General features: G+C 60.2%; 21 protein-coding genes. 5 read left to right on the plus strand and 16 right to left on the minus strand.

Annotation, left to right across the window (positions count from 1 at the left end; translation table 11 throughout):
* Window positions 1–151 precede the first annotated feature (151 nt).
* Genes RCH06_RS05245 through RCH06_RS05260 form a run of 4 tightly spaced genes read right to left on the minus strand, consistent with a single transcriptional unit; the run spans window position 152 to window position 2,996 of the window.
* Window positions 152–454, minus strand: a complete 303-nt coding sequence (locus RCH06_RS05245; protein ID WP_327080387.1) for a hypothetical protein — start codon at window positions 452–454, stop codon at window positions 152–154.
* Window positions 451–1,146 (minus strand): hypothetical protein, encoded by a 696-nt coding sequence (locus RCH06_RS05250; RefSeq protein ID WP_327080388.1) that lies wholly within the window; start codon window positions 1,144–1,146, stop codon window positions 451–453. Before RCH06_RS05250 ends, RCH06_RS05245 begins: the two co-directional genes overlap by 4 nt.
* Window positions 1,143–2,171 carry an MlaD family protein gene (locus tag RCH06_RS05255; protein WP_327080389.1) on the minus strand — a complete coding sequence of 343 codons (1,029 nt, stop codon included), beginning with the start codon at window positions 2,169–2,171 and terminating at the stop codon, window positions 1,143–1,145. The genes RCH06_RS05250 and RCH06_RS05255 overlap by 4 nt, the downstream gene beginning before the upstream one ends.
* Window positions 2,172–2,192: 21 nt before the next feature.
* Entirely contained in the window at window positions 2,193–2,996 is an 804-nt protein-coding gene (locus RCH06_RS05260; RefSeq protein WP_327080390.1) for an MlaE family ABC transporter permease, read from the minus strand.
* A 105-nt stretch (window positions 2,997–3,101) separates the two neighbouring features.
* On the opposite strand from RCH06_RS05260, the gene RCH06_RS05265 reads away from it, so the two are divergent.
* On the plus strand, window positions 3,102–3,770 hold the full coding sequence (locus RCH06_RS05265) for a LysE family transporter (RefSeq protein WP_327080391.1): 669 nt from the start codon (window positions 3,102–3,104) through the stop codon (window positions 3,768–3,770).
* Window positions 3,771–3,795: 25 nt separating this feature from the next.
* Here the strand turns inward: RCH06_RS05265 and RCH06_RS05270 are convergent, their stop codons facing one another.
* Window positions 3,796–4,968, minus strand: a complete 1,173-nt coding sequence (locus RCH06_RS05270) for a PQQ-dependent sugar dehydrogenase (RefSeq protein ID WP_327080392.1) — start codon at window positions 4,966–4,968, stop codon at window positions 3,796–3,798.
* A 257-nt stretch (window positions 4,969–5,225) separates the two neighbouring features.
* Here RCH06_RS05270 and RCH06_RS05275 point away from each other — a divergent pair, with 257 nt between their 5' ends.
* Window positions 5,226–5,885, plus strand: a complete 660-nt coding sequence (locus tag RCH06_RS05275; RefSeq protein WP_327080393.1) for a C40 family peptidase — start codon at window positions 5,226–5,228, stop codon at window positions 5,883–5,885.
* Window positions 5,886–6,150: 265 nt separating this feature from the next.
* On the opposite strand, the gene lpdA is transcribed toward RCH06_RS05275, so the two are convergent.
* From lpdA to aceE, 4 genes are read right to left on the minus strand one after another with little or no spacing between them, the layout of a single operon-like run.
* The gene (gene lpdA, locus RCH06_RS05280) at window positions 6,151–8,022 is read right to left on the minus strand and encodes a dihydrolipoyl dehydrogenase (RefSeq protein ID WP_327080394.1); all 1,872 of its coding nucleotides are present in this window, start codon (window positions 8,020–8,022) and stop codon (window positions 6,151–6,153) included.
* 10 nt (window positions 8,023–8,032) lie between these two features.
* Window positions 8,033–8,161, minus strand: coding sequence for a hypothetical protein (locus RCH06_RS05285; protein ID WP_327080395.1), 129 nt, complete (start codon window positions 8,159–8,161; stop codon window positions 8,033–8,035).
* Window positions 8,162–8,217: 56 nt separating this feature from the next.
* Window positions 8,218–9,900 carry a dihydrolipoyllysine-residue acetyltransferase gene (aceF, locus tag RCH06_RS05290; RefSeq protein WP_327080396.1) on the minus strand — a complete coding sequence of 561 codons (1,683 nt, stop codon included), beginning with the start codon at window positions 9,898–9,900 and terminating at the stop codon, window positions 8,218–8,220.
* Window positions 9,901–9,944: 44 nt separating this feature from the next.
* Window positions 9,945–12,680, minus strand: a complete 2,736-nt coding sequence (gene aceE, locus RCH06_RS05295) for a pyruvate dehydrogenase (acetyl-transferring), homodimeric type (protein WP_327080397.1) — start codon at window positions 12,678–12,680, stop codon at window positions 9,945–9,947.
* A gap of 296 nt (window positions 12,681–12,976) precedes the next feature.
* On the opposite strand from aceE, the gene RCH06_RS05300 reads away from it, so the two are divergent.
* The 3 genes from RCH06_RS05300 to folD all read left to right on the plus strand — a co-directional run bounded on the left by RCH06_RS05300 (window position 12,977) and on the right by folD (window position 17,151).
* Window positions 12,977–15,547 (plus strand): PAS domain S-box protein, encoded by a 2,571-nt coding sequence (locus RCH06_RS05300; RefSeq protein ID WP_327080398.1) that lies wholly within the window; start codon window positions 12,977–12,979, stop codon window positions 15,545–15,547.
* Between the two features lie 46 nt (window positions 15,548–15,593).
* Window positions 15,594–16,220 carry a response regulator transcription factor gene (locus tag RCH06_RS05305; protein WP_327080399.1) on the plus strand — a complete coding sequence of 209 codons (627 nt, stop codon included), beginning with the start codon at window positions 15,594–15,596 and terminating at the stop codon, window positions 16,218–16,220.
* A gap of 85 nt (window positions 16,221–16,305) precedes the next feature.
* Entirely contained in the window at window positions 16,306–17,151 is an 846-nt protein-coding gene (folD, locus tag RCH06_RS05310; protein ID WP_327080400.1) for a bifunctional methylenetetrahydrofolate dehydrogenase/methenyltetrahydrofolate cyclohydrolase FolD, read from the plus strand.
* A gap of 54 nt (window positions 17,152–17,205) precedes the next feature.
* Here the strand turns inward: folD and RCH06_RS05315 are convergent, their stop codons facing one another.
* From RCH06_RS05315 to lpxB, 7 genes are all read right to left on the minus strand, one after another.
* Entirely contained in the window at window positions 17,206–17,646 is a 441-nt protein-coding gene (locus tag RCH06_RS05315; RefSeq protein ID WP_327080401.1) for a DUF4149 domain-containing protein, read from the minus strand.
* A complete protein-coding gene (gene greA, locus RCH06_RS05320) occupies window positions 17,646–18,122 on the minus strand; it encodes a transcription elongation factor GreA (protein WP_327080402.1) in 477 nt (158 codons plus the stop codon). Before greA ends, RCH06_RS05315 begins: the two co-directional genes overlap by 1 nt.
* 123 nt (window positions 18,123–18,245) lie before the next feature.
* Window positions 18,246–21,488 (minus strand): carbamoyl-phosphate synthase large subunit, encoded by a 3,243-nt coding sequence (gene carB / locus RCH06_RS05325; protein ID WP_327080403.1) that lies wholly within the window; start codon window positions 21,486–21,488, stop codon window positions 18,246–18,248.
* On the minus strand, window positions 21,481–22,662 hold the full coding sequence (gene carA, locus RCH06_RS05330) for a glutamine-hydrolyzing carbamoyl-phosphate synthase small subunit (RefSeq protein WP_327080404.1): 1,182 nt from the start codon (window positions 22,660–22,662) through the stop codon (window positions 21,481–21,483). The genes carB and carA overlap by 8 nt, the downstream gene beginning before the upstream one ends.
* 331 nt (window positions 22,663–22,993) lie before the next feature.
* On the minus strand, window positions 22,994–23,785 hold the full coding sequence (locus tag RCH06_RS05335; protein WP_327080405.1) for a TrmH family RNA methyltransferase: 792 nt from the start codon (window positions 23,783–23,785) through the stop codon (window positions 22,994–22,996).
* Window positions 23,782–24,399 (minus strand): ribonuclease HII, encoded by a 618-nt coding sequence (rnhB, locus tag RCH06_RS05340; protein ID WP_327080406.1) that lies wholly within the window; start codon window positions 24,397–24,399, stop codon window positions 23,782–23,784. Before rnhB ends, RCH06_RS05335 begins: the two co-directional genes overlap by 4 nt.
* On the minus strand, window positions 24,371–25,510 hold the full coding sequence (gene lpxB, locus RCH06_RS05345; protein WP_327080407.1) for a lipid-A-disaccharide synthase: 1,140 nt from the start codon (window positions 25,508–25,510) through the stop codon (window positions 24,371–24,373). Before lpxB ends, rnhB begins: the two co-directional genes overlap by 29 nt.
* Between the last annotated feature and the right edge of the window lie 71 nt (window positions 25,511–25,581).

Consider the following 25,581-nt stretch of genomic DNA (forward strand, 5'->3'; position numbering starts at 1 on the left):
AAACGGTGTTAATGCATTAAAACGGGCGCTGGCGCTGCACACCAAGCTGCTCTGGAACTTCAGGGACAACACCCGTTTTTACTAAAGTCGCCCTGAAAATCCAGGCGCCTGGCTGCGCTGGCCGCGATGGCAGCGTGATGCCCGCTCTACCTCAACCCTGAATCTCGAAGTGCGCCTCGCCCATGTAGCGGTTGGGGCCAAACGCGGCGGTCACGGCGGCCGATTCGGCCGCCTGCCACTGGTCAAATACCTGCTGCTCTGCGTCAGTGAGCGTGTCAGGTGCGGGCGCATCACCATAAGTGGCCACCATGCGCCGGTAAGCGCCGTAGACCGGCAGCACCAGGCTGGCATCGCCCAAGGTGTCATCAAGCGCCGCTCTGAAGCGCTGTTCGGCGGCTTGGCGTTCCCGGTCGGACACGTCTTCATAGGTGTAAAGCTTGAGGGTGTAGCTCATTTTTCATCTTTCGCGGGGGCTTTGGCGGATGCAGCGGTGCCTTGTGCGATGGCGATGCGCCGGCGCAGGCGGGCTGCCTCTTCAGTGTCGCCGCCCTGCTCTGCGCGCTGGGCCTGCACGCCCAGCCAGGCCAGCAGCGGACGCCGCCAGCCCTGGCTTGAGGCGGTGTCGATGGCCTGCGCAATCACGGGCGGGCTGGCTTTGCCGGTCTGCAGCAAGACACCGGCGGCGACCAGCTGCGACAGCGGGTCAGCAATGCCTTTGAGGGCCGTGGCGTCGCCTGCAGCCGTGGCGCGCTGGGCTTCGGGCAGCAAGCCGACATCTTGCAGTTGTCCCTGGCCGCGCAGGTAATCGGCATAGGCTTGCTGCGCCCGGTTGGCGTCAAGCCTGAGGGACTCAAAACCCGCACACGGTTCAAACACCAGGCTGGCGACACGGGTGGCGCAGTGCAGCAACTCGGCCGTCGCCAACAAATCGGGGCGGCCGGTGCGCGACAACTGGCTGCGCGCACGCCTAAGTTCGGCGGTTTCGACACGGCTGTTGCCTTCCATATAGGCGGCCACGGAACGCTCCATCGAACCCTTGGCTTCGACTTGCCAGTCAGGCGGCTTGGGGCCGCTGCTGCAAGCGGCCAGCACCCACACGGCGCTGAACGTCAATGCGCTTTTCATCCATACAGGGTAATTTTTCATGGCAGTTTGATCTCCGCATCACGGGCGAACGGCCATTTCCGGTTGATCTCGGTCACCAGGGCTTCGACTTTTCGCAGGCTGGCTTCCACATCCCCGCGCAAAGCGCCCAGATCGGACGTGGCGTCTTTGGCGTTGGCGGCGACGGCTTGTGCATCGACCAAAATAGCATCGACCTTTCTCAAACTGGTGCGCGCCTCGCCCAGCATGGCATTGAGCTGCACGACGGTGGCGCGCGTCTCGGGCAACACGCCTTTGTCGCCAAATACCTGGCTATCGGTTTTGGCGGCAATGCCGTCGAGCTTGGCCAGCAATGAATTGGTGCGATCCAGCGTGGCAGAAAACTTCTTCGCCTCGGCTTCGCTGCCCAGTAGCACCGTCAATGCGCCGCCAGGGCCGTTCAGGCGTCCGGTCAATACCTGCAAATTGGCCAGGCTGGCCCCCACCGAACCGCTGCTGCCTGTCAGGCTGTTGAGGTTGTCGATCAGATCTTTGGCGGCCGCGATGACTCTGGGAATTTCTGCGCTGGCATCGCCCTGGAGCACGGTGCGCACCGCGCCATCGGGCAGAGGCGGGTCGTTCATCAGCCCCGTGTAGGCACGGATATTGGGCCCGCCGACAATGCCTTTGACCAGCGTGAAGACGCTGGACGTGCGCAGCCAGTGCGCATCTTTTTCGGCCACATCCACCAGAATCCGGGCCTTGCCGTCTTCGGCCAGTTCGATGCGCTGGACACGGCCAATCGGAAAACCGGCAAACGTGATGTCCATGCCCGCCACCACGCCTTCTGAATCCTCCGCCATCAGCACCAGGCGCTGGGTACTTTCAAAGGCACCACGCGCATACAACACATACAGCGTCGAGCCGCACACCAGCAGCAGCATGAACAGCAGCAGCAGCCTGGCTTTGAGCTCCAGATTGGTGACGTTTTCAGGGGCCGGAAACGGTGCGGGAGGTGGTGCGGATTGCGATGTGTCTTGCGCCAGGGGCGGCAACAACGGCGGCATGGGACTGTGGGGTGAACTCATGAAGGTGTCGTTTTAGAGAAGTCAGTAATAGTTGCCAACCAGCGAAGCCACTTCAATCAACAAGATGACAGCAAACATGCGCACCAGACCGCGCATTTCAGCACTGGTGCGCACACTGGCACCGCGCATTCCGTACAGGGCTGATGCCATCGGAATCAGCGATACGGCCAGGCTGAAAAAGATGGTTTTCAACACAAAAATCAGCGTCACTGCCGGCGTAAAGACTTGTCCAAAAAGCCGCGTGTACCCCGGCAGCCCGGACACGGAAAATCCATAGACCGCCACATAAGCCACCATCAGCGCCACGACGCTGCTCAACGCCGCCAACGTAATGCCAGAAAACATGCCGGCGACGACACGCGGCAGCACCTCGCGGCGCATCGGCTCCACGCCTTTGCGGCGCATCTCGTCCAGCTCGCCGCTGGCCTGCATGGCCGTCAGTTCTGCCCCATCGGGAATGGTGCAGCGCAAAGCCACAAACATTGCGGCGGTCAGGGGAATCAGCTCCAGCACCAGCACACGAATAACCACCTGCAGCGCATACTGCGACAGCCCGTAGCTCATCGCAGTGACCAGCACAATGCGCGTGAGCACCACCGTCACCAGGGCGCACAGCAGGGAAAAGCCCAGCAAAATGGGCGCCGTATTGAGGTAGATATGCCGCCCAAGCACCACACGGCTTTCGCGGCTGTAGCTTGACGGCGACAGCGTCAGCACCATAATCACCGCGCCCAGATGCGCCAGTTGCCACCATTCAAAAATCCAGTGCTGCGCTGCCTGACCCGTTCGTGTCAGACGGCTGTGCCAGGTAGGGGTGGGATTCATGCGTGCATGATAACGGCGGGCCTGTTCAATGCCTGTAGGATGCGCGGCTAAACTTCTTCGCCTGATTTCGCCTGGGGCTTGCCCCTTGGCCACAAAAAACCTCTTATGGCTCTTACCACCTGGACTGCTTACTTTTTCGCCTCTGTCCTGATTGCGCTTTCACCCGGCTCGGGCGCGGTGCTGGCGATGAGTCACGGCCTGAGTTACGGCGTGCGGCGCACCCAGGCGACCATTTTCGGGCTGCAGGCCGGCCTGCTGGTCATTTTGCTGGTGGCGGGCGCTGGCGTCGGGTCGCTGCTGGTGGCGTCCGAGCTGGCTTTCAGCATCGTCAAAACGCTGGGCGCGTCTTACCTGATTTACATCGGCTGGATGCAGTGGCGCTCTACCCAGGGGCTTGCTGGCGACAATGCAGCATCGTCGCCAGCCTTTGAGAAATCAGCAAAACTACTGTCGCCCCGCAAGCTTTTTCTCACCGGCCTGCTGACCAACGTCACCAATCCCAAGGGCATTTTGTTCATGGTGGCGGTGCTGCCCCAGTTCATCAACCCCCTGCGTCCGCTCTGGCTGCAGTTGCTGCTGATGGCCATCACCACGGTGGCTGTCGATCTGGTGGTCATGCACGGCTACGCCTATGCCGCCAGCCGCCTGCAAAAACTGTTCAAGAACGCCCAAGCCATCAAATGGCAAAACCGTGTGTTTGGCGGCCTGCTGATGGCCGTGGGCGTCGGCCTGTTTTTTGTCAAGCGCAGCCAGCAGGCCGTGCTTTCTGCTTGAAGAGCGACGCACTGCCGCATGCTACCTAATGACCTGACCGGCCAGGCAGCAAGCGAATGAGCTTGCCGTTGGCGCTGTCGGTCAGCACATAAAGCAGTCCGTCAGGCCCCTGCCTGACATCGCGGATGCGTTCACCGATATCCGTCAGCAGCTTGTTTTCCCGCACCACTTTTCCGCCAAAAGGCTGCGACAGCTCAATGCGGTCGAGGTAAGAAAACTTGAGCGATCCGACAAACAGGTTGCCGCGCCAGGCCTTGCCGTAACGCTCGCTCGTCAAAAAAGCCATGCCCGAAGGCGCAATCGACGGCACCCAGTAGTGCAGCGGTTGCGCCGTGCCGGCTTGCTGCGTCAGCCCTGCGCCGATCTTGCCACCGCCATAGTTTTCGCCATAGGTGACGACAGGCCAGCCGTAATTGGCGCCCGGTTGCGGCAGGTTGATTTCGTCGCCGCCCTGCGGCCCGTGTTCATGCGTCCAGAGCGTGCCGTCAGGGGCCAGCGTGGCGCCCTGCATATTGCGGTGGCCATAACTCCAGATTTCTGGCAGCGCACCGGCTTTGCCGACAAACGGATTGTCTGGTGGCACCGAGCCGTCCTTGTTGATGCGCACGACCTTGCCGTGGTGGTTATCGAGCTTTTGCGCATCTTCCTTGCGCGAAAAGCGCTCGCCCAGCGTCAGGAACAACTTGCCATCGGGCAGTCCATCAATACCCGCAGCGCGGCTTTCAACAATGCGGCAGCCAAAATGGGCAGTACTGGCAAATTTCGGCTTCTGGCTGAATATGACCTTGACCTGCTCCAGCCGGGCATTGTCAGCACTGAGCGTGGCGCGCGCCAGCGCCGTGCTGTTGGCCCGTCCGTCAGCGGAAGGCTCAGAAAAACAAAAAAAGATCTGCCGGTTGCGCACAAAGTCACTGTCGGCAATGACATCAAGCAACCCGCCCTGCCCGCCCACCGCCATGCCGGGCAGGCCTGTGACAGGCGCACCCAGCTTGCCGTTGGCCGCCACGACGCGCAGCCGCCCGGGTCGTTCGGTTACCAAAAATTGGCCTGCGGGCAAAAAAGCCAGGCCCCAGGGGTTTTGCAAGCCGGCGGTCACAATTTCAGGGCGCACTTCCTGCGCCTGGACGCAAGGAAGCACCAGACTTGAAAACAAAACGGTGACAGCGGGCAGCCAGCGTCTGCCAAAGGTTGGAAACATGGTGAGGTCCTTGAAGGGGTTGTCGGGTTTGGCAAATTTCTCCTGGCCCGATGAATCAGGCCATTTAAAAACCTGATGACGTACGACAAACAATTTACAGCCAGAAAGAAAAATCCTGCTTCATGAACGACTGTTGATAAAAAACCAACATTACGATCAGCAAGTGTGATTATTCGCACCAAAGACGCAAAAAACACACCACCGCTCAATGCTTTCGGGTAGAAGTTTTGCATTGACGTAGGACTAGACCTTCAAGTATGCTTGCCGCCATGCGAATGACCCCCCCTGCTCTCGTCCTGGCCATCGCTGGCCTTTTTTGTTCCATTTCAGCCCATGCGGCACCGGGCAGCTCCGGCGACGATATAGAAAGGTTGTTATCCGACAGAGGTCTGATGACCAAAATTGATCAGGTTCGCCAGAACGTCAGCCAGACAGCTTCCGATCTGGTCATCAACGCGATGGGACTTTTGGGCGTTCCCTACAAATGGGGCGGCAACACAACAGAAACCGGGTTTGACTGCAGCGGCTTTGTGGTTTCTGTCTACCAGCAAAGCATCGGGCTGCTGCTTCCGCGAAAAGCCGAACAGCAGGCAGCGGCTACCGAAAAAATCGACAAAACCGAGCTGCAGCCTGGCGATCTGGTGTTTTTCAACACCATGCGCCGCGCGTTCAGCCATGTCGGGATTTATGTGGGCAATGGCAAATTTATCCATGCACCCAGAGCAGGCTCTGAAGTACGCCTCGAAAGCATGGGCAGCAGCTACTGGCTGCAGCGTTTTGATGGTGCCCGCCGGGTAGCCACCGGACAATCAAATATGGCCACGCAGCCAAGCCAAGCAGCTCAGGCACTGGCCACGACAACCTTCAACCTGAAGGCTTTCTCGGCTTTCTCCAGCGACGCAAATTCGCTGCGCTAACCGCCGGCTCAACCAGAAGATTGACAGCCACTGCCGCTGGCTTTCTTCTGCCAATATTCACTACATATTTGATAGCAGCTTGCGCACACCCTGCATGCGCAAGCGGTGTCTTTTGTTAAATATTTTCCAGCAGCGTGACGGGCAGACGCTGACAACAACGCAATCACCTCACGCCGCAGTTCACCCCTAAAAAAAGCGCCTCAAGTCCAATTACCCGGACTTGAAACGCTTTTTCCATTCCGGCATTTCACCGGATTTATGAAAACTACTTGCGCGCTGGCGGCAAGTCCGTGCAACTGCCATACGCCACTTCCGCCGCCATGCCGATGCTCTCGCCCAGCGTCGGGTGCGGGTGAATCGTCTTGCCGATATCGACCGCGTCCGCGCCCATTTCAATCGCCAGCGCCACTTCGCCAATCATGTCGCCCGCGTGCGTGCCGACCATACCGCCGCCCAGTATCTTGCCGTGGCCGTGCGCTTCCGGGCTGTCGTCAAACAGCAGCTTGGTCACGCCTTCGTCGCGGCCATTGGCAATCGCGCGGCCCGAGGCCGTCCACGGGAACAGGCCCTTTTTGACCTTGATGCCTTGCGCCTTGGCCTGGTCTTCGGTCAGGCCGACCCATGCGACTTCCGGGTCGGTGTAGGCGACACTTGGGATCACCCGCGCATTGAACGCGGCGCTGGCCAGTTCCTTGTTGCCTTGCAACTCGCCGGCAATCACTTCGGCGGCCACATGCGCCTCATGCACCGCTTTGTGCGCCAGCATCGGCTGGCCAACGATGTCGCCGATGGCGAAAATGTGCGGCACGTTGGTGCGCATCTGAATGTCAACGTTGATGAAACCGCGATCCGTCACGCTGACGCCGGCTTTTTCAGCCGCCAGCTTCTTGCCGTTGGGTGTGCGACCGACGGCCTGCAGCACCAGGTCATACACCTGCGGTGCGGGCGCGGTGCCGCCCGGCTCAGCGCTCTCGAACGTCACCTCAATGCCTTCGGGCAGAGCGCGGGCACCCACTGTCTTGGTCTTGAGCATGATGTTGTCAAAGCGCGGCGCGTTCATTTTTTGCCAGATTTTGACCAGGTCGCGGTCGGCGCCCTGCATCAGGCCGTCGAGCATTTCCACCACGTCCAGGCGCGCGCCCAGTGTGCTGTAAACCGTGCCCATTTCCAGGCCGATGATGCCGCCGCCCAGAATCAGCATGCGCTTGGGGACTTCCTTGAGTTCCAGTGCGCCTGTCGAGTCGACCACGCGCGGGTCTTCAGGCATGAAAGGCAGGCGCACGGCTTGCGAGCCCGCGGCAATGATGCAGTTCTTGAAACCGATGGTCTGCGTCTTGCCGGTTTTTTCCTGCGATGTGCCGCTGGTTTCCTCGACTTCGACATGGTTGGCACCGACAAAAGTGCCGTAGCCGCGCACCACGGTGACCTTGCGCATCTTGGCCATTGCGGCCAGACCGCCGGTCAGCTTGTTGACGACCTTTTCCTTGTGCCCACGCAGTTTGTCGATGTTGACGCTGGGCGCACCAAAATCCACGCCGAGCGCCGCCATGTGGCTGACTTCGTCCATCACGGCGGCAACATGCAGCAGCGCCTTGGACGGAATGCAGCCCACATTCAGGCAGACGCCGCCCAGCGCGGCATAGCGCTCGACTAGCACGACCTTCAGGCCGAGGTCAGCCGCGCGAAAGGCAGCCGAATAGCCGCCGGGGCCGGCACCGAGCACCAGCAGGTCGCAGTCCAAATCAGCCGTGCCGCCAAAGCTGGCGGCAGCTGGCGCTGCAACGGCGGCGGCAGGCGCTTCAGTTTTGATAGCTGTTGGCGCAGTCGCTGCTTGCGCAGGAGCCTGTTTGGGTGCTTCAACCGGTGCTGCAGCCGCATTGGCGGCACCAGCAACTTCCAGCGTCAGCACAACCGAGCCCTGCTTGACCATATCGCCAAGCTTGACCTTGATTTCCTTGACCACGCCGCCTTGCGACGCCGGGATTTCCATGGACGCTTTGTCGCTTTCCACGGTGATCAGGCTTTGTTCGGCCTTGATGGTGTCGCCGGGCTTGACCAGCACTTCGATGACGGAGACTTCGTCAAAGTCGCCAATGTCAGGCACCTTGATGTCGATGAGGTTTGCAGAGGCACTCATGAGGAGGCTTTCAATTTGAGGGTGAATACGTCAATCGGTCTGCCATGCCCATCAGGTTGACACTTTCAGACGTGTCAACCTTGAACAGCTGGCTGTTCGCTTCAAAACGGTGGCTCAGGCGGGTATCGCCAAAGGTCATAAACGTGTCAGCAGCCATTACCACCCGGCCCACTTTTTTGACCCCCACCCGATTTGTCACAGAAAGACGCGACGGAAATCTGCCAGCACCTGGCCAAAATAAGCGTTGAAACGGGCGGCGGCCGCACCGTCAATCACGCGGTGGTCCCAGCTCAGCGACAGCGGCTGCATCAGACGCGGCGCAAAAGCCTTGCCGTCCCAGACCGGCTCGATGCGGCTCTTGCACACGCCCATGATGGCGACTTCAGGCGCATTAATGATGGGCGTGAAATAGCGCCCGCCAATACCGCCCAGCGACGAGATCGTGAAGCAGGCGCCCTGCATGTCGGCCGGACCAAGCTTGCCGTCGCGCGCTTTCTTGGCCAGCTCACCCATTTCCTGCGAAATCTGGATGATGCCTTTCTTGTCGGCGTCCTTGATCACCGGCACGACCAGGCCGTTCGGTGTGTCCGCGGCAAAGGCAATATTGAAATACTGCTTGAGCACCAACTGATCGCCGTCGAGCGAGGAATTGAACTGCGGAAACTTCTTGAGCGCGGCCACCGAGGCCTTGATCAGGAACGCCAGCATGGTGATCTTGACGCCAGACTTTTCGTTTTCCTTGTTCATCTGCACGCGGAAGGCTTCGAGTTCGGTGATGTCGGCATCGTCGTGGTTGCAAACGTGCGGAATCATCACCCAGTTGCGGTGCAGGTTGGCACCGCTGATCTTCTTGATGCGCGACAGCGGCTGACGCTCGACCGGGCCAAACTTGGTGAAGTCGACCTTCGGCCAAGGCAGCAAGTCCAGGCCGGCACCGGTGCCGCCACTGCTGGCTGCCGCTGCGGGCGTTTTGGCAATCTGCGCCTGAGTACGCGAATCGCCGGCCATGACGGATTTGGTGAAACCCTGCACATCGTCCTGCGTGATGCGGCCTTTGGGGCCGGAGCCCTTGAGTTCAGCCAGCGGCACGCCCAGCTCTCTAGCAAACTTGCGCACCGAAGGCGAAGCATGCGGCAGGCTGGTGGACGTCGCTGCCGTGGGTTGATGCGCGGGCTGGGCCTGGGCAGCGGCGGGCGCAGACGCCGGAGCGCTGGGCGCGGGCGCAGCAGATGCGGTAGCAGCGGCTGGAGCAGAAGCTGCCGGGGCAGCAGCTGCAGGCGCACTTGCTACCGCGCCTTCCAGAATCGCCAGCAGGTCACCGATATTGACGGTGTCGCCCAGCTTGACCTTAAGCTCCTTGATCACACCCGCATGACTGGACGGGATTTCCATCGAGGCCTTGTCGGACTCCACGGTGACCAGCGATTGCTCGACCTTGACGGTGTCACCTGCCTTGACCAGCACCTCGATCACGACCACATCCTTGAAGTCGCCAATATCGGGAACCCTGACTTCGACCGGGCCGGACGCCGCTGCGGCCGGGGCTGCAGGTGCCGGTGCAGCCGTTGCTTCGGTTTTAGGAGCTGCAGCAGCAGGCGCAGCCTGCGCGGGAGCCTGTTTTGGCTCCGATTCCGCAGCGCCTTCAACTTCCAGCGTCAGCACGACCGAGCCTTGCCTGACCTTGTCGTCGAGCTTGATCTTGATCTCTTTCACCACGCCAGCGTGGCTGGACGGGATTTCCATCGAGGCTTTGTCGGACTCGACCGTGATCAGCGACTGCTCGGCCGTCACGGTGTCGCCGGGCTTGACCAGCAGTTCGATAACCGTGACTTCGTCAAAGTCGCCGATGTCAGGGACTTGTATATCTACCAATGCCATGTTCTTGTCTCCGTTTACTTGCGTCTTGAACTGAATTTTTTACGTCAAGCGTAAAGCGGATTGATCTTGTCGGCATTGATGCCGTATTTCTGGATCGCTTCGGCCACCTTGGCGACCGGCACCGTGCCCTCTTCGCTGAGCGCCTTCAGGGCCGCCACCACGATGTAATGGCGGTTGATCTCGAAGTGCTCGCGCAGCTTGCTGCGGAAATCGCTGCGGCCAAAGCCGTCGGTGCCCAGGACCTTGTAGGTGCGGCCCTTCGGAATGTAGGAGCGAATCTGCTCGGCATAGGCCTTCATGTAGTCGGTCGAAGCGATGACCGGGCCGGCATGGGCTTGCAACTGGTCTTCAACGAACGAGGTACGCGGGGTTTCCAACGGGTGCAGCAGGTTCCAGCGCTCGGTGTCCTGGCCGTCGCGCGCCAGTTCGTTGAAGCTCGGGCAACTCCACACATTGGCCGAAACGCCCCACTCTTTTTCCAGCAGTTCCTGTGCGGCAATCGATTCGCGCAAGATGGTGCCCGAGCCGAGCAATTGCACCGTGGGCGCCAGTTTGGGGCCTTCCTGGCACATATACATGCCCTTGATGATCTGCTCTTCGGTGCCGGGCTTGAGGCCTGGCATGGCGTAGTTCTCGTTCAGCAGCGTGATGTAGAAATAGACGTTTTCCTGCTTTTCAACCATGCGCTTGAGGCCGTGGTGCAGGATCACGCCGACTTCGTGCGCATAGGTCGGATCGTATGAAATGCAGTTCGGAATCGTGCCGGCCAGGATGTGACTGTGGCCGTCTTCGTGCTGCAGGCCTTCGCCGTTCAGTGTGGTGCGGCCCGAGGTGCCGCCGAGCAGAAAGCCGCGTGCCTGCATGTCTCCCGCCGCCCAGGCCAGGTCGCCGACACGCTGGAAACCAAACATCGAGTAGTAGACGTAGAACGGCACCATGATGCGGTTGTTGGTGCTGTACGACGTGGCCGCTGCGATCCAGCTGCTCATGCCGCCGGCTTCGTTGATGCCTTCCTGCAGAATCTGGCCCTTCTTGTCTTCCTTGTAGTACATCACCTGGTCTTTGTCGACCGGGGTGTACTGCTGTCCAGCCGGGTTGTAGATACCGATCTGGCGGAAAAGGCCTTCCATGCCGAAAGTGCGGGCTTCGTCGACCAGAATCGGCACGACACGCGGGCCGAGCGCCTGGTCACGTAGCAACTGCGTCAGGAAACGCACATACGCCTGGGTGGTCGAGATTTCGCGGCCTTCGGCGGTGGGCTCCATGACGGCCTTGAAGGTCTCGATGGCCGGCACGGTGAAGTTTTCATCGGCCTTGGTGCGGCGATGCGGCAGGTAGCCACCCAGTGCCTTGCGGCGCTCGTGCAGGTACTGCATTTCGGGGGTGTCGTCAGCCGGTTTATAAAACGGCAAGTCGGCCAGCTGGCTGTCAGGAATCGGGATGTTGAAGCGGTCGCGAAAGGCCTTGATGTCCTCGTCGCCCAGCTTTTTGGTCTGGTGGACATTGTTCTTGCCCTCGCCAATCTTGCCCATGCCAAAACCCTTGACAGTTTTGATCAAGAGCACGCTGGGCTGGCCGGTGTGGTTCACGGCTGAATGGAACGCGGCATAGACTTTTTGTGAATCATGACCGCCACGGGTCAGCTTCCAGATGTCGTCGTCGCTCATCTTGGAGACCATCTCCAGCGTGCGCGGGTCGCGGCCAAAGAAGTGCTTGCGCACATAGGCGCCGTCGTTGGCCTTGAACGACTGGTAGTCGCCGTCGTTGCATTCCATCATGATCTTCTTGAGCGCACCTTCGGTGTCGCGTGCCAGCAATGGATCCCAGCCAGAACCCCAGATCAGCTTGATGACGTTCCAGCCAGCGCCCCGGAATTCGCCTTCGAGTTCCTGGATGATCTTGCTGTTGCCGCGCACCGGGCCGTCGAGCCGCTGCAAATTGCAGTTGATGACGAACACCAGGTTGTCGAGCTTTTCACGCGCGGCCAAACCAATAGCGCCCAGCGATTCGACTTCGTCCATCTCGCCGTCGCCGCAGAACACCCAGACCTTGCGGTTTTCGGTGTTGGCAATGCCGCGTGCATGCAGGTATTTCAGGAACCTGGCCTGATAAATCGCCATCAGCGGGCCAAGGCCCATCGACACCGTCGGGAATTGCCAGAAATTGGGCATCAGTTTGGGATGCGGGTAGCTGGACAGACCCTTGCCATCGACTTCCTGGCGGAAATTGAGCAATTGCTCTTCGCTCAGGCGGCCTTCAAGGTAAGCGCGGGCATACACGCCGGGTGACACATGGCCCTGGATGTAGAGGCAGTCGCCGCCGTGGTTTTCGTTTTCGGCATGCCAAAAATGGTTGAAGCCGGCGCCAAACAGGCTGGCCAGCGAGGCGAACGAGCCGATGTGGCCGCCCAGGTCGCCGCCATCGACCGGGTGCAGGCGGTTGGCCTTCACGACCATGATCATGGCGTTCCAGCGCATGTAGGCGCGCAGCCGCTGCTCAATGATCAGGTTGCCGGGCGAGCGTTCTTCCTGGTCGGTCTCGATGGTGTTGACATAACCGGTGGTGGCCGAGAAAGGCATGTCGATGCTGTTCTGGCGGGCATGCTCAAGCAGTTGCTCCAGCAGGAAGTGGGCGCGCTCGGAGCCGTTGTTTTCAATGACGGCGGACAGCGCGTCCATCCATTCGCGCGTCTCCTGCGTGTCTTTGTCGGGGGTCGTGCCGGTAATAGCACCCGCATTGGGGTTACCGGCTGCTTGGTTTTCGATGGGATTGGCCGCCATTTTGTCTCCTGGATAAATCTTATTCACTGATTGCCTGCAACGCGTTGCCCAGTTGGGCACCTGCATACAGGAGTGCATTTGTCTCGTGTTTTAAACGCAATGTAGGTTTAAGTCTCTAGTTTCTCATAATTTTTTGTTAATTTCAAATTGTGCTTGATGATTTTGTATTGTGAAATAAAACAAGCCAAATTTATGTTTTTTCGACTTCAGGATTAGCACATCCGTATTACACAGAGCTGAAATCAAACGGCGCGGACGGCCCAAAAAAGCGTTCATCTAAAATAAATATCCAGTCTATGTCCGATTCACACCTCCCCTCCGCTACCGACGTAGCTGCCAGCACTTTGCCTCTGCCCTTATGGAAACGCTGGTGGCGAAAACAGTCCCCTTCCCGGCAAGACCGCTTCATCACCCTGGGGCCGCTTTTTGCGGTGGTTCTGTTTCTGGCGGCGGTGGTTGCAGCTTTTGGCTACCTTCGGATTGAAGAAATTGACCGGGAGCAGCAAGCCGTTACCCGCGATGTCGAATACGCCCAGCAGCGCCTGCGCCTGCGCCTGCTGGAGCGGCAAGAGCAGCTCATGCGCATTGGGCGGGATGTGTCGAACAAGGAAATCGACGCCGAAGAATTCATCGTCCAGTCCGAAGCGCTGGTCAATCAGTACCCTGAACTGATGGCCGTCAGCTGGATCGACAGCAAACGGCGCATCAGGGCGACGTATGTGTCGCCCAGCGCCAACTTCACCGAATTGCGCGCTGTCGGCGAGCAACTCAAGGTGGGCGAGACAGACGGAACCTACGAGCTGGCGCGAGACTTGCGCCAGCCGGTTTATTCCCGGCCACTGATCGTGCAGGACACACGGCGCTACAACGCGGCCAGCCTTCAATTGCAAGTGCCGCTTGACGAGCAAGGAAAATTCACCGGCGTCATCATGGGCGAATACTCGGTAGACGGCCTGCTGCGCTTTGGCATTCCCACCGAAATCACGGCCAAATACGCGGTGGCACTGGTCGATGACAAGGGAACGGTGCTGGCGGGCAACCTGCCGCCAGCCCGCAAAGGCGCCGCTCAATTACTGCCCTGGACCGATGGCGCTGCCAAATACGAAATACCGGTTTCCCCGGTCGGCAACAGCCTCTTGATTCGGGCGGAAGGTTATCGCGCCTCGCTCGGTGTAGTCGGCAGCGGTTTTTTCTGGCTGGTCAGCGCACTGAGCGCATTAACCGTCTGGATGCTGCTGGGCAACTGGCGTCATACCCGTCGCCGCGTGCAGGCCCAGCAAGCCTTGCTGACGGAAACGCATTTTCGGCGGGCCATGGAAAACTCCATGCTGACCGGCATGCGCGCACTCGACCTGCAGGGCCGTATCACCTACGTCAACCCGGCCTTTTGCCAGATGACCGGCTTGAACGAAGACGAACTGGTCGGCTGCACCGCGCCCTTCCCGCATTGGCCTGAATCAGAGCTCGATATGTTGATGGCCAGACTCGATGACGAGTTGCAGGGCCGCACACCGCCCGGGGGTTTTGAAGTGCGGGTCAAGCGCAAGAACGGCAAAATCTTTGACGCCCGCATGTATGTGTCGCCGCTGATTAATCCGCAAGGGCAGCAAACCGGCTGGATGACGTCGATGACCGACATCACCGAACCCAAGCGCATCCGCGAAGAACTCACCGCCTCTTACGAACGCTTCACCACCGTACTCGAAGGCCTGGATGCGGCGGTATCGGTCGCGCCGCTGGGCAGTGAGGAATTGCTGTTTGCCAACAAGCTGTACCGCTCCTGGTTTGAAGGCGAGGTTTCAGGCCATCTCAACCTGATAGCCCAAGCCGGCGTACCTACTTTTGCGCCAACCGGCGATTCGCTCGACGCCGTTGACAGCATGGCGGGTTTGCCGACCGATTCGCTGACCGACGCCCAGACCGCCAATGCGGAGATTTTTGTGCCTGAGCTGGCCAAGTGGCTGGAGGTGCGTTCGCGCTACCTGACCTGGGTCGATGGCCGGCTCGCGCAAATGGTGATTGCCACCGACATCACGCCACGTCGCCATGCCGAAGAGCAAGCCGCCCAGCAAAACGAACGCGCGCAAAACGCCAGCCGCCTCATCACCATGGGCGAAATGGCGTCGAGCGTGGCGCACGAGTTGAACCAGCCGCTGACCGCCATCAACAACTACTGCAATGGCATGGTGTCGCGCATCAAGGCCAACCAGATCAGCAACGACGACCTGCTGATCGCGCTGGAGAAAACGGCCAAGCAGGCGTGGCGCGCCGGGCAGATCATCCAGCGCATCCGCGCTTTTGTAAAACGCAGTGAACCGAACCGCGCTTCGGCCGATGTGGCTATCCTCGTCAGCAACGCGATGGAACTCGCCGAGATCGAGCTCAGGCGTCACCATGTCCGCCTGATTCACTACATCGCAGCCCGCTTGCCCGACGTGATGGTGGACCGGATCCTGATTGAGCAGGTGCTGATTAACCTGATGAAAAACGCGGCTGAATCGATTGCCCAGGCCAATCGGCCCACGGCAAACCGCAATGTCGAGTTACGCGTGGTTCCCAAGCAAATCAACGAGCAAAGCGTGGTGGAGTTTTCAGTGCTTGACTCGGGTCAGGGCCTGTCGCCTGAAGTGATGGAAAAGCTGTTTGAAGCCTTCTATTCCACCAAGGCCGAAGGCATGGGTATTGGCCTGAAACTGTGCCGCAGCATTGTGGAATCCCACCAGGGCAGGCTGGAAGCGATGAACATCTACAATGGCGACGAAGTGGTCGGGTGCCGGTTTACTTTCTGGATTCCAGTGATACCCCCACTGTCACCGGCAACGTCTGCTCCCGATAGCATAGCGGCTGAAGACGCAGAGCTTCACTGAACACGCCCCCCTCATTTCATTTCAAAGTTCACGAAGAAAGCAAGGCATGAGTTTGACTCCCAAAAAAGGCACGGTTTATGTCGTTGATGATGACGAAGGCGTGCGCGATTCGCTGCAATGGTTGCTCGAAGGCAAGGACTACCGGGTGCGCTGTTTTGATTCAGCCGAGAATTTTCTGAGCCGCTACGATGCGCGCGAAGTGGCTTGCCTGATTGTCGATATCCGCATGGGCGGCATGACCGGCCTGGAGCTGCAAGACCGGCTGATTGAACGCAAGTCACCGCTGCCCATCGTGTTTATCACCGGCCACGGCGATGTGCCGATGGCCGTGGACACGATGAAAAAAGGCGCGATGGATTTCATCCAGAAGCCGTTCCAGGAAGATGCATTGGTCAACCTGGTTGACCGCATGCTAAGCCAGGCCAGAGAAGCCTTCAGCGACCATCAACAATCGGCCAGCCGTGACGCGCTGCTGGCCAAGCTGACATCCCGCGAAGCGCAGGTGTTAGAGCGCATTGTGGCGGGCCGCTTGAACAAACAGATTGCCGACGACCTGGGCATCAGCATCAAGACCGTCGAGGCGCACCGCGCCAACATCATGGAAAAGCTCAACGCCAACACGGTGGCCGACTTGCTCAAGATTGCCTTGAGCTCCAACGCCCCGAAAGCCTGACCCTCTCTCAAATAGCTATAATTTTTATAGCAAATAACGCCCGTAGTCAATGCACTAACGGGCGTTTTTACTTGGAAAATCAACGATGACAGCCCAACTCATTGACGGCAACGCCCTTTCCCGGCAACTGCGAAGCGAAGTCGCCCTGCGCGCAGCCGCCCTGCGCGCGCGCGGCATCACCCCCGGCCTGGCCGTGGTGCTGGTCGGCGACAGCCCGGCCAGCCAGGTGTATGTGCGCAACAAGGTCAAGGCCTGCGAAGACAACGGCCTGTATTCGGTGCTGGAGCGTTATACGGCCGACATGAGCGAAGCCGAATTGCTGGCGCGGGTCGAGGCGTTGAACAACGACCCCGCGATTCACGGCATCCTGGTGCAGTTGCCGCTGCCGGCGCACATCGACGCGCAAAAGGTCATCGAGGCGATTTCACCCGCCAAGGATGTGGACGGCTTTCATGTCGGCAGCGCCGGCGCGCTGATGGTCGGCCAACCGGGTTTCTGGCCCTGCACGCCTTACGGCTGCATGAAGATGCTGGAAAGCATCGGCTACGACCTGCGCGGCAAGCACGCCGTGGTGATTGGCCGCAGCAACATCGTCGGCAAGCCGATGGCGCTAATGCTGCTGCAGAAAAATGCCACCGTCACGATTTGCCACAGCGCCACCGCCGACCTAAAAGCCATGACGCTGCAGGCCGATGTGATTGTGGCGGCCGTCGGCAAGCGCAACGTGCTGACCGCTGACATGGTCAAGCCCGGTGCGGTGGTGATTGACGTGGGCATGAACCGCAACGACGAAGGCAAGCTTTGCGGCGACGTGGATTTTGACGGCGTGAAAGAAGTGGCGGGCTACATCACGCCCGTGCCCGGCGGTGTCGGCCCGATGACCATCACCATGCTGCTGGTCAACACCCTGGAAGCGGCGGAACGCGGCTAGAACGGGCAGCGGGCCGTTCATTCAAGCGGCGTGCTCTGACGCCGCGCTGCGTGGTTACCGCTCCAGGCGGGCGCTCAAACGCCACAACGTGAATCCGGCGCACAGCCACTGGCCCAGCAGCATCGCGCTGCCCAGTCCGTGCCAGAGCCGCAAATTGCCGCCCTCAACGCGGGCGCTGACAATGCGCGGTGCCACGGCAAATTCAACCAGCAAGGCCAGCAACATTCCGGCCACTATGAATTTAATAGCTGCATGCACAGGTGCAGCTTGCGCAAGCGGGTCTTTTTGATTGAAAACCAGCAATATCAGCAAGGCGCAGCCCGTGCTGAGCCAGGTTTGCGCGCCAAACAGTTTGGCCGCCATCGCGCCCGCAGCCGCCGGGCTTCCCAAGTGCATGAACAGCATTGGCACGACGACAAAACCAAGCGCCGTCAAGCTGCCCCACCACAGGGCCGCCGCCAACAGCCCGATTCGCGGGGCGACCTTCGGCGGCATCAACGGTAGCTGACCGACACGATCTCGTAGCGACGGATGCCACCGGGTGCCTGCACCTCGGCGCTGTCGCCCTCGTCCTTGCCGATCAGCGCGCGGGCAATCGGCGAGCCGATGTTGATCAGGCCCAGCTTGATGTCGGCCTCGTCTTCACCCACGATCTGGTAGGTCACGCTGTCGCCGGTGGTTTCGTCTTCGAGTTTCACGGTCGAGCCAAACACGACGCGCGTGCCCGGCTCGAAAGTGGTGGGATCGATGATCTGGGCCGCCGACAACTTGCCTTCAACTTCCTGGATGCGCCCTTCGATGAAGCCCTGGCGGTCTTTGGCGACTTCGTACTCGGCGTTTTCACTCAGGTCGCCCTGGGCACGCGCTTCTGAAATCGCGTTGATGACCCACGGACGCTGAACCGTCTTGAGGTTGTGCAATTCGGCTTTCAGCTTTTCTGCGCCGCGCTTGGTAATAGGTAAGGTTGTCATATTTTTTTTGTCCTGCAAAATGCGAAACCGCCACCAGTCACCTGGCGGCGGCGTATTGAATCGACTTGAACTTTTAGTTTAATGCAAGTTCAGTCGGGATCGACCGGGTGTTTCACCTGATCATCAAGCGGCCTGCGCCGCCAGTTGGGCATGCAGTTCCTGAATCGAATAAATGCTCAGGTTGTCCAGGTACTTCATGCCTTCGACGGCCGCTTCAGCGCCGGCGATGGTGGTGAAGGTCGTGACGCGGGCCAGCAGCGCCGAGGTGCGGATCTGCCGCGAATCGGCAATCGCATTGCGACGCTCTTCCACCGTGTTGATGACCAGTGCAATCTCGTTGTTCTTGATCATGTCCACGACGTGCGGCCGGCCTTCGGTGACCTTGTTGACCACGCCGCAGGCAATGCCGGCGGCGTTGATAGCCGCGGCCGTGCCCTTGGTGGCCACCAGCTCGAACTTGAGATCAACGAGTGCACGCGCCACGTCCACCGCACGCGCCTTGTCGTTGTTCTTGACCGTCAGGAACACCTTGCCGGACCTTGGCAGCTTGGTGCCTGCGCCGATTTGCGACTTCACGAACGCCTCGCCAAAGGTCTTGCCGACGCCCATCACCTCGCCGGTGGACTTCATCTCGGGGCCGAGAATCGTGTCCACGCCGGGGAACTTGACGAAGGGGAACACCGCTTCTTTCACGCTGAAGTAAGGCGGCGTGACTTCATGAATCACCCCTTGCGACGCCAGCGACTGGCCGACCATGCAGCGCGCAGCCACCTTGGCCAGCTGAATGCCCGTGGCCTTGCTGACAAACGGCACGGTACGCGAGGCGCGCGGATTGACTTCCAATACGTAGATGACATCCAGACCGTCGATGTGTTGAATGGCAAATTGCACATTCATCAGTCCAACCACGTTCAGCGCTTCGGCCATGGCGGCGGTCTGGCGCTTGATTTCGGTGACCGTCTCAAGGCTCAGCGAATACGGCGGCAGCGAACAGGCCGAGTCACCGCTGTGAACGCCAGCCTGCTCGATGTGCTCCATCACACCGCCGATGAAGGTCTTGCCTTCTGAGTCGCGGATGCAGTCGACATCGCATTCAATCGCATCGTTCAGGAAGCGGTCGAGCAACACCGGCGAGTCATGGCTGACCTTGACGGCTTCGCGCATGTAACGCTCCAGGTCGCGCTGCTCATGAACGATTTCCATCGCGCGGCCGCCCAGCACGTAGCTTGGGCGCACCACCAGCGGATAGCCCAGTGCGGCAGCTTTTTCAAGCGCTTCAGGCTCGGTGCGGGCCGTGGCATTCGGCGGCTGGCGCAAGTCGAGCGCATGCAGCAGTTTCTGGAAACGCTCGCGGTCTTCGGCCGCGTCGATCATGTCGGGCGAGGTGCCGATGATGGGCACGCCGTTGGCCTCAAGATCCAGCGCCAATTTCAAGGGCGTCTGGCCGCCGTACTGGACAATGACGCCGTATGGCTTTTCCTTGTCAACGATTTCCAGCACGTCTTCCAGCGTCAGCGGCTCGAAGTACAGCCGGTCGGACGTGTCGTAGTCGGTCGAAACGGTTTCGGGATTGCAGTTGACCATGATGGTCTCGTAACCGTCCTCGCGCATCGCCATGGCAGCATGCACGCAGCAATAGTCGAATTCAATGCCCTGGCCGATACGGTTCGGGCCGCCGCCCAGCACCATGATTTTCTTCTTGTCCGTCGGTGCGGCTTCACATTCGCTGCCTTCGGCTTCGTAGGTCGAGTACAGGTACGCGGTGTTGGTTTCGAACTCGGCGGCGCAGGTATCGACGCGCTTGTAAACCGGGCGCACGCCCAGCGCAATGCGCTTTTCGCGAATCGCCGTGTCGGTGGTCTTCAGCTGGCGCGCCAGGCGGCGGTCGGAAAAACCTTTTTGCTTCAGCGCGCGCAGCGTGGCAGCGTCAATCTGGTCCAGCGTCGTGGTTTCCAGCTCCAGCTCGATCTTGACGATCTGCTCGATCTGCACCAGAAACCAGCGGTCGATCTTGGTCAGCGCAAACACTTCATCGACGCTCAGCCCCATCGCAAACGCATCGCCCACGTACCAGATGCGGTCCGGGCCCGGCGCGCCGAGTTCCTTTTCCAGCACTTCGCGGTCTTGCGTCTTTTCGTTCATGCCGTCCACGCCTACTTCGAGTCCGCGCAAGGCTTTCTGGAACGACTCCTGGAAAGTCCGGCCCATCGCCATGACTTCGCCCACCGACTTCATTTGCGTCGTCAGGCGCGAATCGGCGGTCGGGAATTTTTCAAACGCAAAGCGCGGAATCTTGGTGACCACGTAGTCGATGCTCGGCTCGAAGCTGGCTGGCGTCGCGCCGCCGGTGATCTCGTTGCGCAGTTCGTCCAGGGTGTAGCCCACGGCCAGCTTGGCGGCTACCTTGGCAATCGGGAAACCCGTCGCCTTGGACGCCAGCGCCGACGAACGCGACACACGCGGATTCATCTCGATGACCACCATGCGGCCATCGTCCGGGTTGATGGAGAACTGGACGTTGGAGCCGCCGGTATCGACGCCAATTTCACGCAGCACAGCCAGGCTGGCATTGCGCAAAATCTGGTATTCCTTGTCGCTCAATGTCTGTGCCGGTGCCACGGTGATCGAGTCGCCGGTGTGCACGCCCATCGGGTCGAGGTTTTCAATCGAGCAGACGATGATGCAGTTGTCGGCAGTGTCGCGCACCACTTCCATTTCGTACTCTTTCCAGCCGAGCAGCGATTCTTCAATCAGCAGCTCGTTGGTAGGCGAGGCTTCGATGCCGCGCTTGCAGATTTCCTCGAACTCTTCGGGGTTGTAGGCAATGCCGCCACCGGTGCCGCCCAGCGTGAAGCTGGGGCGAATGACGGTCGGAAAACCCAGCGTTTTCTGCACAGTCCAGGCTTCTTCCATGGTGTGCGCAATGCCCGAACGCGCCGACCCCAGACCAATCTTGGTCATGGCATCCTTGAACTTCAGCCGGTCTTCGGCCTTGTCGATGGCTTCGGGTTTGGCACCGATTAGCTCGACATCGTATTTCTCGAGTACGCCATGACGCCACAGATCCAGCGCGCAATTGAGCGCAGTCTGGCCGCCCATGGTCGGCAAGATTGCATCAGGCCGTTCCTTGGCGATGATTTTTTCAACCGTCTGCCAGGTGATCGGCTCGATGTAGGTCACGTCGGCCGTGGCCGGGTCGGTCATGATCGTGGCCGGGTTGCTGTTGATCAGGATGACCTTGTAACCCTCTTCGCGCAGCGCCTTGCAGGCTTGCACGCCGGAATAGTCAAACTCGCAGGCCTGGCCGATGATGATCGGGCCGGCGCCAATGATGAGAACTGATTTGATGTCTGTGCGCTTAGGCATTCTTCTTCTCCTGGCTTTGCGCCATCAGCGCCGTAAAGCGGTCGAACAGGTAGGAAATATCGTGGGGTCCGGGCGAGGCTTCAGGATGGCCCTGGAAACAGAACGCCGGCTTGTCGGTGCGGGCCAGGCCCTGCAGCGTGCCATCAAACAGGCTGATGTGCGTCGGCCGCAGGTTGGCGGGCAACGTGGTTTCATCAACCGCAAAACCGTGGTTCTGGCTGGTGATGCTGACGCGGCCGGTGTCCAGGTCTTTCACCGGGTGGTTCGCGCCGTGGTGGCCGAACTTCATTTTGAAGGTCTTGGCCCCGCCGGCCAGCGCCATGATCTGGTGACCCAGGCAAATGCCGAACGTCGGGATACCGGTTTCGATCAGTTCGCCAATCGCCTCGATGGCGTAGTCGCAAGCCTGCGGATCGCCCGGGCCGTTGGCCAGAAAAATACCGTCAGGATTGAGCTTGAGCACGTCGGCAGCCGAGGTTTGCGCCGGCACCACCGTGATGCGCGCGCCGCGTTCGGTCACCATGCGCAGGATGTTCTTTTTCACGCCGAAGTCATAGGCGACGACATGAAAGCGGGGCGTGATCTGCACGCCGTAACCTGAGCCGAGCTTCCACTCGGTCTGGGCCCATTCGTAGGTATGCTTGACCGACACGACTTTGGCCAGATCCAGGCCGTCCATGCTCGGCGTTGCCTTGGCAGTGGCCACTGCCTTGTCGATGAATGACTGATTGACCGTCTCGCCAGGCGCGAGCGCCAGAATGCAGCCATTTTGCGCGCCGTGAATGCGCAGGTGGCGCGTCAGCTGGCGGGTGTCAATGCCGGCAATCGCGACGATGTTTTCGCGGATCAGGTAGTCGGCCAGCGTCATGGACGCGCGAAAGTTTGACGCGATGAGCGGCAAGTCCTTGATGATCAGGCCGGCGGCATGGACTTTGCTGCCTTCAACGTCTTCGGCATTGATGCCGTAGTTTCCGATATGCGGGTAAGTGAGGGTGACGATCTGCTGGCAGTAGCTCGGATCCGTGAGGATTTCCTGATAGCCGGTCATGGCGGTGTTGAACACCACCTCGCCGATCGTGGAGCCGGGCGCTCCAATCGAATTGCCGATAAAGACCGTGCCGTCTGCGAGCGCCAGGACGGCGGGCGGGGTATTTCCCTGTAGAGACAAAAGCACTGGGTTCTCCGGTTGTGTACGGTTCGCCCAAGCGTGCACGAAAAGTGTCTTCTCAGACGCTTGCGGGCTGCTTTTATGAATGGGTTTTGCTTGTTGTGCGCTTGGGCGAAGCTGGGATTTGAAAAGCCCACGATTATATAACGCCCCCACGCTCCCCACTGCGTGTGGTTCGCTGCCCCCCGAGGGGGCCGCTGCGCCTGCGGCCCGGCGAAGCCGGTTCCGCGGCCCCTGCTGGGTTGGAGGCCTCGCGCCCTTGCCTCGCGTTTGGTGTTATGCAGTTTTTGCTGCGCTTTCAGGGCTTCGTGCGTTTGAAGGCGCTTGCTGTGTCAGATCAGCGTGCGGCAAGCGACAGTGAACTGGCGTACAGGCAGATGGCTGCGGCGGCGGCGACGTTCAGGGATTCTTCGCCGCCGGGCTGGTCGATGCGCACTTTCAGGCTGGCGCGGTCCATGAGGTTATCGCTGACGCCCTGCCCTTCATGGCCCATCGCCCAGGCGCAGGGCATGGGTAATTTCTGCTGATGGACGAAGCTGCCGTGGTGTGAACTGGTCACCACAATCGGCACCGTCAGTGCCGCTAATGCCTCGGAGTCAACGCCTTCGACCAGGCGCAGGGCGAAATGCGCGCCCATGCCGGCGCGCAGCACTTTGGGCGACCACAGCGCGGCCGTTCCCTTGAGCGCAATGATCTGGCTGAAGCCAAAAGCCGCCGCGCTGCGCAGGATGGAGCCCACATTGCCGGCATCCTGCACGCGGTCCAGAATGACCGATGCCGCGCCGGGCTGGAGTTCAGGCACGGCCGGCAGTTCGAGCACGAAGCCCATGCGCGCCGGCGATTCGAGTCCACTGATCTCGGGCAGCAGCGCATCAGCGATCACTATGTTTTTCATAGCTGCCTGCGCCCACTCAGCATGCGCAAGAGGCCAAAAAGACTCTGAAAATACGGCCAGGACAGGTTTCAGGCCGCGCGCCAACGCAGCGCGGCATAAATGGTCGCCCTCCAGCCAGACCCGGCCCTGCTTGCGGTAAGCGGTGTTGTCGTGCGACAGCCGGTGCAGGTCTTTGACCAGCAGGTTGTCGCGCGACGAAACATGCGTGACGGGAACCGAAAAGCCGCTGGTCATCGCAACACTCCGGCCACGGGCGCGAACGAGCGCCGGTGCTGCGGGCAGGCGCCGTGCTGGCGCAAGGCGGCCAGGTGTTCGGCCGTCCCGTAGCCCTTGTGACCGGCAAAACCGTATTGCGGGTACTGCAGGTGATAGTCGCAGCACCAGCGGTCGCGGTAGACCTTGGCCAGAATCGACGCCGCCGAAATGGCCGGCACCAGTGCATCGCCCTTGACAATCGCCTCGGCCAGCATCAAGAGCCGGGGCAACTGGTTGCCATCGACCAGCACCTTTGACGGCTTGAGCCGCAAGCCTTCCACCGCACGTTTCATGGCCAGCAGGGTCGCCTGCAGAATATTCAGGCGGTCAATTTCTTCCACGCTGGCCATGGCAATCGAGCAGCACAGCGCCTTGGCCTGGATTTCGTCATACAGCTTTTCGCGCCGCAGCGCGGTGAGCTTTTTTGAATCCGCCAGGCCTGCGACGGGATTGAACGGGTCCAGGATGACGGCCGCCGCCACGACCGGCCCGGCCAGCGGCCCGCGCCCGGCCTCGTCGACACCGGCCATCAAGCCGGGCGAGTGCCACGAAAAAACAGTCTGCTCAGGTTTCAAGGATTTTCTGGATTGCATCGGTAGCCAATTGGGAAGTGTCTCGCTGCAGTTCTGCATGCAGCTGGGTGAATCGCTGTTCGACAGCCCTTATTTTCTCGGGGGCCGACGATTTTGCACCAATCCATTCACACAGCGCCTGCGCCAATGCCTCGGGCGAGGCCTGATCCTGCAACAGTTCAGGCACAACAAAATCACGGCACAAAATATTCGGCAAGCCGACCCAGGGCTGCAGTTGCTTGCGCTGCATGATCTGCCACGACAGCCAGTTCATGTTGTAGGCAATCACCATCGGGCGCTTGAACAGCACCGCTTCCAGCGTCGCGGTGCCGCTGGCAATCAGCGTGACATCGCAGGCCGCCAACACCGTGTGCGACTGGCCGGCAACGATCTGCACATCAGCGCGTACGCCAGCCTGATCAGCCAGTTGCTCGATCAGCGTTTTCAGCGCCGGAATCGCCGGTACTATGAATTTAATAGCTGGATACGCAAGCTTGACAAGCGCTGCAGCCTGAAAGAATCGCAAAGCCAGGTACTCTATTTCCGATTTCCGGCTGCCGGGCAAAATGGCGACGACCGTGACTTCGTCGCGCAAGCCCAGCGCCTGCCGGGCGGCCTGTCGGTCAGGCTGCATCGGAATCACGGCCGCCAGCGGATGGCCGACATAGGTTGCGGCAATCCCGTGCGTCGCCAGCAGGGCCGGCTCAAACGGAAAGATGCACAGCACATGATCCACGCTGCGCCTGATTTTCTCTACCCGGTCGGCCCGCCAGGCCCAGATTGAGGGGCAGATGAACTGCACCGTCTTGATGCCCTCAGCCTTCAGCGCCGCCTCCAGCCCGAGGTTGAAATCAGGCGCATCGATGCCGATGAAGACATCGGGACGCTTCCCTGGGCCCGTCAACAAGCGTTTTTTGAGTTGCTCGCGAATGCCGGAGATTTCGCGGTAGTGGCGCAGCACCTCGACATAGCCGCGCACAGCCAGTTTTTCGCTCGGCCACCAGGCCTCAAATCCTCGACGGGTCATTTGCGCGCCGCCGATGCCGCCAGATTTCAGCGCCGGCCAGCGTGACGTGAGGCCATCAAGCAGCAAGCCCGCCAGCAGGTCACCCGAGGTTTCACCTGCGACCATGACAATGTTCGGCGCCGAGTGTGCTTGGGAACTGACAGAAGTGCCCTGCCCGCTCCGGGGCAGCAGGGATT

Origin of the sequence: Polaromonas sp. CG_9.5 (assembly GCF_035984465.1) — a bacterium.
Taxonomy (GTDB): Bacteria; Pseudomonadota; Gammaproteobacteria; order Burkholderiales; family Burkholderiaceae_C; genus Polaromonas.

What these genes read in the sequence shown, in the direction of transcription:
- RCH06_RS05245 (WP_327080387.1), bottom strand. Translation starts at nt 454, where the DNA reads ATGAGCTACACCCTCAAGCTTTACACCTATGAAGACGTGTCCGACCGG.
- RCH06_RS05250 (WP_327080388.1), bottom strand. Translation starts at nt 1,146, where the DNA reads ATGAAAAATTACCCTGTATGGATGAAAAGCGCATTGACGTTCAGCGCC.
- RCH06_RS05255 (WP_327080389.1), bottom strand. Translation starts at nt 2,171, where the DNA reads ATGAGTTCACCCCACAGTCCCATGCCGCCGTTGTTGCCGCCCCTGGCG.
- RCH06_RS05260 (WP_327080390.1), bottom strand. Translation starts at nt 2,996, where the DNA reads ATGAATCCCACCCCTACCTGGCACAGCCGTCTGACACGAACGGGTCAG.
- RCH06_RS05265 (WP_327080391.1), top strand. Translation starts at nt 3,102, where the DNA reads ATGGCTCTTACCACCTGGACTGCTTACTTTTTCGCCTCTGTCCTGATT.
- RCH06_RS05270 (WP_327080392.1), bottom strand. Translation starts at nt 4,968, where the DNA reads ATGTTTCCAACCTTTGGCAGACGCTGGCTGCCCGCTGTCACCGTTTTG.
- RCH06_RS05275 (WP_327080393.1), top strand. Translation starts at nt 5,226, where the DNA reads ATGCTTGCCGCCATGCGAATGACCCCCCCTGCTCTCGTCCTGGCCATC.
- lpdA (WP_327080394.1), bottom strand. Translation starts at nt 8,022, where the DNA reads ATGAGTGCCTCTGCAAACCTCATCGACATCAAGGTGCCTGACATTGGC.
- RCH06_RS05285 (WP_327080395.1), bottom strand. Translation starts at nt 8,161, where the DNA reads ATGACCTTTGGCGATACCCGCCTGAGCCACCGTTTTGAAGCGAACAGC.
- aceF (WP_327080396.1), bottom strand. Translation starts at nt 9,900, where the DNA reads ATGGCATTGGTAGATATACAAGTCCCTGACATCGGCGACTTTGACGAA.
- aceE (WP_327080397.1), bottom strand. Translation starts at nt 12,680, where the DNA reads ATGGCGGCCAATCCCATCGAAAACCAAGCAGCCGGTAACCCCAATGCG.
- RCH06_RS05300 (WP_327080398.1), top strand. Translation starts at nt 12,977, where the DNA reads ATGTCCGATTCACACCTCCCCTCCGCTACCGACGTAGCTGCCAGCACT.
- RCH06_RS05305 (WP_327080399.1), top strand. Translation starts at nt 15,594, where the DNA reads ATGAGTTTGACTCCCAAAAAAGGCACGGTTTATGTCGTTGATGATGAC.
- folD (WP_327080400.1), top strand. Translation starts at nt 16,306, where the DNA reads ATGACAGCCCAACTCATTGACGGCAACGCCCTTTCCCGGCAACTGCGA.
- RCH06_RS05315 (WP_327080401.1), bottom strand. Translation starts at nt 17,646, where the DNA reads ATGCCGCCGAAGGTCGCCCCGCGAATCGGGCTGTTGGCGGCGGCCCTG.
- greA (WP_327080402.1), bottom strand. Translation starts at nt 18,122, where the DNA reads ATGACAACCTTACCTATTACCAAGCGCGGCGCAGAAAAGCTGAAAGCC.
- carB (WP_327080403.1), bottom strand. Translation starts at nt 21,488, where the DNA reads ATGCCTAAGCGCACAGACATCAAATCAGTTCTCATCATTGGCGCCGGC.
- RCH06_RS05335 (WP_327080405.1), bottom strand. Translation starts at nt 23,785, where the DNA reads ATGACCAGCGGCTTTTCGGTTCCCGTCACGCATGTTTCGTCGCGCGAC.
- rnhB (WP_327080406.1), bottom strand. Translation starts at nt 24,399, where the DNA reads ATGCAATCCAGAAAATCCTTGAAACCTGAGCAGACTGTTTTTTCGTGG.
- lpxB (WP_327080407.1), bottom strand. Translation starts at nt 25,510, where the DNA reads ATGGTCGCAGGTGAAACCTCGGGTGACCTGCTGGCGGGCTTGCTGCTT.